Genomic DNA, 10250 nt, shown 5'->3' with positions numbered 1-10250 from the left:
CGCCCGCCGCGACACCGAATGGATACCGCCGCCGCATCTAGACCACGGCCAGCCCACCACCAACACCTTCCACCACCCGGAGAAACTCCTGCGCGACGAAGACGACGACGAGGACGCGGCATAACCAGGGGTGGTGCGTGGGCATGTGATGAGCCGCGCAGCCCTTCGCCCGAGACGCAGTGTGACAAGCGTGGCGCGCTCAGCCCTTGGTCAGGGTGAACTGCGCGACGTCGGTGTAGCCCTCGCGGAACAGCTCGGCGCAGCCAGTCAGGTACTTCATGTAGCGGTCGTAGACCTCTTGGGATTGAATCGCGATGGCCTCATCGCGGTGCGACTGCAGCGCGTCGGCCCACGTGTCGAGGGTGCGGGCGTAGTGCAGTCGCAATGGCTGGACCAGTTTGACGGCGAAACCGGCCTGCTGCGCGTGCGCCTCGACGACCTTGGCGCTGGGCAGGTCGCCACCGGGAAAGATCTCGTCCATGATGAACTTCATGAACCGCAGCTTGGTCATGGTGATCGGCAGGCCGCGTTCGGCGAACTCCTCATCGCTGGGCTTGATGATGGTGTGCAGCAACATCATCCCGTCGGCCGGGAGCACCCGGTAGGCCATCGCGAAGAAGTCGGTGTAGCGGTTTCGGCCGAAGTGCTCGAAGGCGCCGATCGAGACGATGCGGTCCACCTTTTCGTCGAACTGCTCCCAGCCCTGCAGCAGCACGCGCTTGCTTCGGGCGCTGGGATGCTCGTCAAGCAGTCGCTGTACGCGGGCATGCTGGTTGCGACTGAGCGTCAGACCTACCACGTTGACGTCGTAGCGCTCGAGTGCCCGGGCGATTGTCGCGCCCCAGCCGCAGCCGATGTCGAGTAGCGTCATGCCCGGTTGCAGCCCCAGCTTGCCCAGCGCGAGGTCGATCTTGGCCAGCTGCGCCTGCTCGAGGGTCATGTCCTCGCGTTCGAAGTAGGCGCAACTGTAGGTCTGCGTCGGGTCCAGGAACAGCCGGAAGAAGTCGTCGGACAGGTCGTAGTGGGCCTGCACATCGTCGAAATGTGGCTCTAGGCTGTCGTTTTCACGCATATTGTCGGGCAAAGCTCACCTCTGACGTTGATCCTTGTCGAGCTCAGCTACGACGACCGGGCGCCGCAGCCGAATCGGCCGTGGCCGATACGTCGACCGACCGCAACGGGTGGCTCGTCGGCATGATCGCCTCGTGAGTAAACCACACTCTGCGCATTCGGGGTAAGGCCACGGTCGCAGGAGATCAGCGACGTCACCAGGTGGCTTCGCGCGTCTGGATCCAGCTCAGAACCGTGCGGGCGGGTGGTGTTGGTGGTCGTCCCCAAGGCGGGTAAACAATATGACGATGGCATATCCAGTGGCAGTTCTGGTCGTGTTCCGCGATCGCGAATCGGGTGAGCTGGCGGCCGTCCGCTTATTGCGGTGTCCCGGCGGGCCGGCATGAGCGACGGCGATCCCCCGCAGAACCATCCCGAGCCCATCACTCTCGGTCTGCATGAAGCCTCACCGCCGGAGCTCATGGAATCGATGGCCAACGACGTCGAGCTCGATTTGGGTTGGGGCCGGCTGATATTCGGCCAGACCTTTGCCGATTCGGCGGCACTGGCCGACGTGCTGCGCCAGGAGGCCCCCGGGCGGCGCGACATCTGCATCTACGCACGAGAGCCCCACGTCATCGTCGCCGGAGCACCGAATGAGTTGTTCATCGACCCCAGCCACACCTATCGGCGGCGTTTCGCCGACGACTCGGAAAACGAGGATCCGGCGTCCGCTCCGGCGGGCGTGACAGTGCGCACCCTGCACGTCCCCGCCGACGCCGATGCCATGAATCGCGTATTCGTCCGGTGCGCAATGGTTCCCGCGCCGGTCGAGACCATCTGGCACAACCATGTGCATGCCGACGCGGTGACCTACCTGATCGCCGTGCGTGACGACGACGGCGCGGTGGTTGGGACCGTGACCGGTGTCGACCACCAAGTGCTGTTCGCAGACCCGGAGCGCGGCTCGAGCATGTGGACACTGGCGGTCGATCCGGCCGCCGGGCTACCCGGAATCGGGGTGGCTCTGACCCGGGCCGTGATTGACCGCTCTCGCGACGCGGGCCGCGCCTACCTGGACCTGTCGGTGGCACACGACAACGGCGCCGCCATCGCCCTGTATGAGAAGCTCGGCTTTCGCCGCGTCCCGGTGATGGCGATCAAACGGCGCAACGCCATCAACGAGCCGCTGTTCACGTCATCTCCGGACACGGTCGACGACCTCAATCCCTACGCGCGGGTGATCGCCGATGAGGCGCTGCGCCGGGGAATCCTCGTCGAGGTACTGGATGCCGAGACCGGCGAGATGCGGCTCACCCACGGCGGGCGCAGCGTGATCACCCGCGAGTCGCTGTCCGAATACACCTCGGCGATTGCCATGTGCCGCTGCGACGACAAGCGGTTGACGCGGCGCCTGGTCAAGGATGCAGGCATCAACGTTCCGCAGGTGCGCCTGGCCAGCTTCGACGATGACGATTACACGTTTCTCACCGAAGTCGGCGAGGTCGTCATCAAACCGACCCGCGGCGAGCAAGGCAAGGGCATCACCGTGGGCGTGACCGCCGACGACGGTCCCGACGAGCTGAGCGCGGCTTTGGCACGGGCACGTGCGCAATACCCCGAGGTGATGATCGAGCAACGGGCACCGGGCGACGACCTGCGCTTGGTGGTCATCGACGGGCAGGTGGTGGCCGCCGCGCTGCGGATGCCTCCGGAGGTGATCGGCACGGGCACGCACACCGTCGGTGAGCTGATCGAGGCCGAGAGCCGCCGACGCTCCGCTGCCACCGGCGGCGAATCCCGCATCCCTTTCGACGGCATCACCCAAGCCACCGTCGCCAAAGCCGGTTGGCAGCTCGATGATGTTCTGCCCGAAGGCATTCGGCTGCAGGTACGGTCCACCGCAAACCTGCATCAGGGCGGCACGATCCGCGACGTCACCGACAAGGTGAACCCCGAGCTTTGCCGAGTCGCGGTCGAGGCCGCCGAGGCGATCGGTATCCCGGTGACCGGTATCGACCTACTGGTGCCCGATGTCACCGGCACCGACTACACCTTCATCGAAGCCAATGAGCGCCCCGGATTGGCCAACCACGAACCGCAACCGACCGTTGCGGCTTTCGTCGACTTCCTGTTCCCCGGCCAGCCTGGGCAACGGCCGGCGTGGACTCCGGAAGAGTCGCGGCCACGTTGATTCGCCAACCCGGTACTCATGCCGTTGCGCGCAACAATGTCGCGAGGCGACGCAGTGCGGCGGGGTACTCGCGTTCGGACGGCGCCCCGTAGCCCACGACGATCCCCGAGAGCGAGCCCGGTTCGCGGTGCCAAAACGGCGCCAAGCCCGTGAGGGCGATCTGTCGTTCGTGGGCTCCGGCCACGACGTCGGCCTCCGCGTTTGCGTCGGGCAGTGATACGACGGCGTGCAGACCAGCCGCGGTGCCATGCACCGACATCGCCGGCGCGCACCGGCCCAGAACGTCGCTGAGCGCATCCCGGCGCTGCCGGTAGCGGCGGCGCATCCGGCGGATATGGCGATCCAGGGCTCCCGAGGCGATCAGCTCCGCGAACGCCAGTTGTACAAGAATGTCGGTGCCGCGGTCGGTTCGGCGCTTGGCCTCGACGACGGCGTCGAGCAGGCTGGCGGGCAGGACCAGCCACCCCAGCCGCAGCCCCGGAGCCAGGCTCTTACTGGCGCTGCCCGCATAGATGACCTGCTCGGGGGCCAGACCCTGCACTGCCCCGACGGGACGGTGGTCATAGCGGAATTCGCCGTCGTAGTCGTCTTCGATGACGTAGCTGCCGTGCTGAGCGGCGATCCTGGCGAACCGCGCACGCCGGTCCGCCGACAGCGTCGTCCCCAACGGCGCTTGATGGGCCGGAGTCAGCACCGCCGCGGCAACCCCGGACGCGTCGAATCCGTCGGGGCGGGCACCGTCGCGGTCGACAGGCAACGCCATGACGTCGAGCCCGCTGGCCAGTGCGGTCAGGCGGTGGTCGGGAAGGCAGGGATTTTCCAGCGCGATCGATCCGGCTCCCTGCGCGGCCAGCGCGTCACATACCAGCCGCAACCCCTGGGTGAAGCCGCTGCAGATGACGATCCGCTCGGCGGTGGTGGACACGCCGCGTACCCGGCCCAGGTAGCCGGCCAGGATGGTACGCAACTGCGATGATCCGCGCGGGTTCAGCGGGCCAAGCTCGGAATGCGGGGTTAGCTGGAAGGCGCGGCGCAAGGCGCGTAACCAATCCGCGCGCGGAAACAGCGTCAGGTCGGGCCGGCCCAGGCGGAAATCGGCGGCGATGCGGGGCGCAACCGGTTCGGCGCCGGGGTGCGGTCGGACACCGGGCCCATGAGCCACCTCGGTGACCGCGCCGGGCCGGGTACGCAGATATCCCTCGGCCGCCAGTTGCGCATAGCTTTCGACGACCGTCCCGCGGGCGACGCCGAGTTGCCCGGCCAAAGCCCGTGACGACGGCAGCCGCTCGCCGGAAGCCAGCCGCCCGTCGCGGATGGCTTGCCGCAGCGCATCTTCAAGCGCCGCGCGGCGGCCGCGGTTGGGCGGCAGCTCAAGATGCAGGTCCACATGGGCTCCGCTACTGGTCCATGAACTAGGTATTGAATTGGACCTTACTGACATACCGGTCAACGGCCTAACGTGAGAGCCCGTCATCGCTTCTACACCGATGGGACAAGCCATGTCGCAAGCCTGCGGAGATCCCGACCTTCAGCGGCGCCCCGGCACCGGGGCCACCGGCCGGCGGCTTGACCGCAAGGCGAGCCTGACTGCTCAGATCAACGCCGCCCAACGCGCAGCCGAGACATTGCAGCCGCCCGGCCGTCGCCTGCTCGACGATCGGTATTCCCGGCATTTTGTTCGCCATCCCATGCTGCGGGCCATGTTGGCTCACCGATGGCTTGCCGGTGTTGCTCTCGGCGTGTTCGATCGCCGGTGGGGCGGGCTCCACGCCCATATCGTGCTGAGAGTCCGTTACGCCGACGACCTGTGTATGGCCGCGATTGCCAAGGGTATCGATCAGCTGGTGTTGCTGGGCGCCGGCTTCGATACGACGAGCCTGCGCTTGGCCGGGCAGCCGGTGACGATCTTCGAGGTGGACGCGCCGACGACCCAGGCTGCCAAACGCTCGACAACCGAACGGCTGCTGGCACGGCAGGCCAACAGCCGGACCGTATGGGTGCCGGTCGATTTCGAGCAGGGGGCGCTGCGTGAACGACTGCTCGCCAGCGGCTTCGACCCGGAACGACGCAGCGTGGTCGTCTGGGTGGGGGTCAGCATGTACCTCACCGCCCGCGCTCTCGACGCCACACTTGCCGATCTCGCCACGGTGTGCGCACCGGGCAGCCGCCTGCTCGTCGACTACATCGATGCGGGTGTGGCCTCCGCGACCACTCGGTGGGCAAGTGCCCGACGGGTGACCCGAGTGGTCGCGCGCCGCGGGGAACCGTACCGAAGCGGCTTCACTGCAAACGAAATACGCGATCTGCTGTCGGCTCATGGATTCGAAAGCCAGGACCACGCGACGGTCCCCACGCTGCTACAACGCTACGATCCGACCCAGGCCCGCGGGTTGGCCAACGACGATTGGCTGGCCGTGGTGTCCGCCCGGCGCACCGGCGTGCGCACAGTCTCGATGTAAGCACCAACCCGGTATTCGACGCGCGTCGACTCCGGCGCATCCAATCACGTTTGACAACACAAGGATTCGGGAACGCTGCACCCGGCGGTGGGAACCGGTCAGGGAGCACGTCCGTCCATGGCAGAACGCCGATCTACGATCGCCACCCGGCGTCAACTGCCTGGCAGCTGCCAACCCGTTGCATTTGGCACCGCGCACGGCGCCAAACCGATAACCTGGAAATGCTAACGGCGCCAACGCACGGCTGATGAACTGGCATCGATCGACGGGCGAGCAGCCCTGCGGTCGGTGGGCGGCTGGGCGTGCTGGCGTGCCCGCCCGATGTATCCAGACCTGGGATAGAGCTGTTCGACACGGCAACTTCCACCGGCATCCGATGAAGGGCCCGATAGTGTGATTCCTGCAAGAAGTCGAGGTCACACCATCCCGCGCCGAACCGTGCTCACACTGCCGCTGGTGTCGCTGGCAGGTGTGGCGTTGGCGCAGGCGCCCCGGGCTGCCGCGGGGGCAGCCGGCCAGTGGTCACCCGACCGCGCCAACAGCTGGTACCAAGCACAAGATCGGCTGATCGGCGCCAACTACATCACCTCGAATGCCATCAATCAGCTCGAGATGTTCCAAGCCGACACTTTTGCGCCGCGACAAATCGACATCGAGCTGCGCTGGGCGCGGTTATGCGGGCTCAACAGCGTGCGTGTATTTCTCCACGATCAGCTTTGGGCGCAAGACAATCAAGGCTTTGCGCGCCGTCTGGAACAGTTCGTCGCCATCGCGGCCAGTCATCACATCAAGCCACTGTTCGTCTTCTTCGACTCCTGCTGGGATCCGCTGCCCCGCCCGGGCCCGCAGCCGGAGCCCAGGCCGGGGGTGCACAACTCGGGTTGGGTGCAAAGCCCGGGCGCCGAGCACCTCGACGACCGCGGCTACCGCCCGGTCCTGCACGACTACATCACGGGGGTATTAACCCAATTCCGCAGCGATGACCGCATTCTGGGTTGGGACCTGTGGAATGAGCCCGACAACCCCGCTCGCCCGTATCGCTCCGTGGAACGGGCGGACAAAGCGCAGCGAGTAGCCGAGCTGCTGCCGCAGGTATTCCAGTGGGCACGCGCAGTGGACCCGAGTCAACCGCTGACCAGCGGCGTGTGGCATGGCCAATGGGCAAACCCGCGGCGCCGCAGCGCAATTTGCGCCATTCAATTGGACAACGCCGACGTGGTCACATTCCATTGTTATGGAAACCCGGGCGTTTTCGAATCCCGCATCGCTGAGTTAGTGCCGCTGCGCCGGCCCATCCTGTGCACCGAGTATCTGGCCCGTCCGCTGGGCAGCACCATCGGCGGGATCCTGCCAATTGCCAAGCGGTACAACATCGGAGCATTCAATTGGGGATTGGTTGCCGGCAAGACGCAGACCTACCTGCCCTGGGACTCCTGGGACCACCCCTACCCGACGGTCCCCAAGGTGTGGTTCCACGACTTGCTCTATCCGGACGGACGGCCCTACCAGGACAGCGAAATTCGAATCATCTCAGCAGCTGATCGCATGGGATGACGTGGGGCGGCGCAGGGGGCGTTGCTCGCAGGCCTCGCGCGGCGCCTAGCTGATATGGGGAGACGGATTGTCACGTGGAGACGCCGATTGACCCTGATTTCCGCTGCAGGGCAGGAATTTCCTGTTTCCCCAGAATGGTTGCTGTTGTGGACGTCGCCCGTCGCCGAGGTCAAATGATTCGTCTGGCCTCGCGACGTCGACGGACGCCGCGAGGGTCGGTGCTCACGGCGGGGTGCGGTCCGGGCGATGGCGCCGCCTCGTCGGGCAGACTTCTCGGGCATGGCCGCTGTTGACCGCTCCAATTCCGCGCGCGCCCAGGGCTATTCACGAAAACTCGATAACGCGCCCGCCCGAGATCAATCACGCAGCGGTAGGGCCGCTCACCCGACTGATGCTCGACGAGCGGCGGGTCGCGATCGTTAGCCAACGGTGTGCGGGCCCAGTCCGGAGTGGTGGAAGACGGTCCAGCGTCATGACTTGGTACGCAGGGCACGAGCCGGCGGTGCGACCACAACGACTGGCCACGCTGAATGGCTCAGCGCAACGGAATCCTGCGCGAGCCAACACCTGAGCCAAGCGGCGGGCGCACCGTAATCAGACGCCGCCGGCACGCCGGGGCCGGCTTTGCCGCCAGCACCGCCCGTGACACCGGTAGGACCACCGCCGGCCCGGGCAAGGCCAATGCCACCCGTGGTGCCGGATGTGCCAGGGTTGATGCCGTTCTTGCCGGCGCCGCCGGTGCCTGCGTTGGCGCCGGAGCCGCCGTCGCCGCCGGTGCTGTCGATCTCAGCGCGTTGCCGCGGTTGCTGGCTCTACAGCCAGCCGCCAAGCCAACTACGACCCGTCAGGCTCCAACGCAAGACCACCCGGCTGGTTGGACGACCGAGCCGCTGGCGTCGCTGGTGTTTCAATGCGCTGGTGTTTGGTCTGACGCTGTTGCCAGTACGGCACCGTGGGAGCTGCCAGCGCCGTTGCGGCTAAATGCCGTCGGCGCCGTCGGTGCCGGCGATGCCGGTTGGGCCGTTGCTGCCCCCGCCGGCTCCAGAGCCGCCGGCGCCGCCGGCGCCGCCGAGGCCGCCGGGCGCGCCTATGCCGTCTCCGCCGGCTCCGCCGTCGCCGCCGTCGCCGCCTGCGCCGCCGTTGCTATTGCTGCCTGCGCCGGCGCCTCCCTCGCCGGCGTCGCCGCCGTCCCCGCCGTCGCCTCCAGTACCCCCGGCGCCGCTGCCGGTGGGTGCTCCGCCGGTGCCGCCGTTCCCGCCGCCGCCGCCGCCGCCGCCTGCGCCGCCGCTGGCGTTTGCAACGCCTATGCCCCCTGCGCCGCCGGCGCCACCATCGCCCGCGTTCCCGCCGGCGCCGGCGGTGGCGTTGTTGCCGACGGCATTGGCGCCGTTACCGCCTGCGCCGCCTTGTCCACCTTGGCCGCCTTGGCCTCCGTTGAAGCTGGTGAAGGAGACGCTTCCAGCGCCGCCCTTCCCACCGGCCCCGCCGACGCCGCCGGCACCGCCAGCACCGCCGATACCGGCATCGCCGGTCCCGGCCCCGGCGATGCCGCCGTTGCCGCCGGCGCCGCCGTCGGCGCCAGCGCCGCCCGCTCCGCCGAGGCTGGCATTGCCGTTTCCACCGTTGCCGCCCTGTCCTCCCGAGCCACCGGCGCCGCCGTCGCCGCCGTTACCGTTGGTGCCGCCGGAGCTGGCGTTGCCGCCTTGGCCGCCTTGGCCGCCTTGGCCGCCGGCGAATCCGGGGTCACCCGGCGCACTGCTTGGGGGCACGGGTGAGCTACCGGCGTTGCCAGCCCCACCCGCACCGCCGCTGCCGCCGTCGCCTCCGATTCCGGCATGACCGGTGACCCCGCCGATGTTGGCTGCGCCGCCGTCGCCGGCGTCGCCGCCGTTGCCGCCGGTGCCGCCAATGCCGGCCACGCCCAACGTGCCAGCACCACCCTTGCCGCCGGTGCCGCCCGTGCCGCCGTTGCCGCCAGTGCCGCTGTTGGCGCTGCTCATGAGGTCGGTGTTGGCACCGCCGACGCCCCCTGTTCCGCCTTGTCCGCCGTTGCCGCCGTTGCCGCCGTTGAAGTTGGCGTCGCCGGTGCCGCCAGCGCCGCCTTGTCCGCCGTTGCCCCCGGTTCCGCCTGCACCACCGCTGCCGAAGGCGCCGACTCCGAGGCCCGCGGTGCCACCATCGCCGCCATCGCCGCCGGCGCCGCCGTCACTGCCGGTGCCCCCGCTGGAGCCCGCTCCAGGGGCTCCGACTACACCTTTGCCGCCGTTGCCGCCTTGGCCGCCGGCCCCGCCGGTGCCGTTGATGCCGCCACCGCCGGCGTTGCCGCCGTTGCCACCAGACCCGCCTTGGCCGCCGCCGAAGCCCGGTTGGCCGGCACCGGCGGCGGCAGCGCCGGTGCCGCCGCCACCGCCGGCGCCGCCGGCGCCGCCGATGCCGGCATTACCGGTGACGCCGCCGATGTTGGCTGCGCCGCCGTCGCCGGCGTCGCCGCCGTTGCCGCCGGTGCCGCCAATGCCGGCCACGCCTAACGTGCCAGCACCACCCTTGCCGCCGGTGCCGCCGGAGCCGCCGTTGCCGCCGGAGCCGCTGTTGGCGCTGCTCATGAGGTCGGTGTTGGCACCGCCGACGCCCCCTGTACCGCCTTGTCCGCCGTTACCGCCGTTGCCGCCGTTGAAGTTGGCGCCGCCGTTGCCGCCGGACCCGCCGTTGCCGCCGTTGCCGCCGGTTCCGCCTGCTCCGCCGCTGCCGGATGCGCCGATGCCAAGGCCCGCGGTGCCACCATCGCCGCCACCGCCGCCGGCACCGCCATCACCACCGGTGCCCCCATTTGAGCCCGCTCCAGGGGCTCCGACTACACCGGCGCCGCCGTTGCCGCCGGTGCCGCCAATGCCGGCCACGCCTAACGTGCCAGCACCACCCTTGCCGCCGGTGCCGCCCGTGCCGCCGTTGCCGCCAGTGCCGCTGTTGGCGCTGCTCATGAGGTCGGTGTTGGC

General features: G+C 68.6%; 6 protein-coding genes and 1 pseudogene. 4 read left to right on the top strand and 3 right to left on the bottom strand.

What is annotated here, in order from left to right; translation table 11 throughout:
- The coding region (locus tag EET13_RS32735) for a hypothetical protein (protein ID WP_425294015.1) at positions 1-124 on the top strand (124 nt) is incomplete at its 5' end.
- 75 nt (positions 125-199) lie between these two features.
- Here the strand turns inward: EET13_RS32735 and EET13_RS09340 are convergent.
- Positions 200-1072, bottom strand: coding sequence for a cyclopropane mycolic acid synthase family methyltransferase (locus EET13_RS09340; protein WP_122442022.1), 873 nt, complete (start codon positions 1070-1072; stop codon positions 200-202).
- Positions 1073-1453: 381 nt separating this feature from the next.
- On the opposite strand from EET13_RS09340, the gene ngg reads away from it, so the two are divergent.
- Positions 1454-3244: an N-acetylglutaminylglutamine synthetase gene (gene ngg, locus EET13_RS09335; RefSeq protein ID WP_122442021.1), complete on the top strand. Its 1791-nt coding sequence runs from the start codon at positions 1454-1456 to the stop codon at positions 3242-3244.
- Between the two features lie 16 nt (positions 3245-3260).
- On the opposite strand, the gene pdxR is transcribed toward ngg, so the two are convergent.
- On the bottom strand, positions 3261-4631 hold the full coding sequence (pdxR, locus tag EET13_RS09330; protein ID WP_122442020.1) for a MocR-like pyridoxine biosynthesis transcription factor PdxR: 1371 nt from the start codon (positions 4629-4631) through the stop codon (positions 3261-3263).
- Positions 4632-4743: 112 nt separating this feature from the next.
- Between pdxR and EET13_RS09325 the strand changes: the two genes are divergently transcribed.
- Together EET13_RS09325 and EET13_RS09320 are read left to right on the top strand one after the other, a co-directional pair.
- Positions 4744-5703: a class I SAM-dependent methyltransferase gene (locus EET13_RS09325; RefSeq protein ID WP_122442019.1), complete on the top strand. Its 960-nt coding sequence runs from the start codon at positions 4744-4746 to the stop codon at positions 5701-5703.
- Between the two features lie 423 nt (positions 5704-6126).
- Positions 6127-7257 carry a glycoside hydrolase 5 family protein gene (locus EET13_RS09320; RefSeq protein ID WP_122442023.1) on the top strand — a complete coding sequence of 377 codons (1131 nt, stop codon included), beginning with the start codon at positions 6127-6129 and terminating at the stop codon, positions 7255-7257.
- Between the two features lie 977 nt (positions 7258-8234).
- Here EET13_RS09320 and EET13_RS09315 read toward each other — a convergent pair.
- Positions 8235-10250 (bottom strand): annotated as a pseudogene (locus tag EET13_RS09315) (PE family protein); the annotation flags it as partial.

The organism is Mycobacterium attenuatum (genome assembly GCF_900566085.1).
In the GTDB taxonomy this organism is placed as follows: Bacteria; Actinomycetota; Actinomycetes; order Mycobacteriales; family Mycobacteriaceae; genus Mycobacterium; species Mycobacterium attenuatum.
The sequence above is the reverse complement of the archived record's forward strand: the minus strand, read 5'-3'. Positions and strand labels throughout refer to the sequence as shown.

Bases quoted from the DNA above. Each gene is read 5' to 3' on its own strand.
- EET13_RS09340 (WP_122442022.1), bottom strand. From the start codon at position 1,072: ATGCGTGAAAACGACAGCCTAGAGCCACATTTCGACGATGTGCAGGCC.
- ngg (WP_122442021.1), top strand. From the start codon at position 1,454: ATGAGCGACGGCGATCCCCCGCAGAACCATCCCGAGCCCATCACTCTC.
- EET13_RS09325 (WP_122442019.1), top strand. From the start codon at position 4,744: ATGTCGCAAGCCTGCGGAGATCCCGACCTTCAGCGGCGCCCCGGCACC.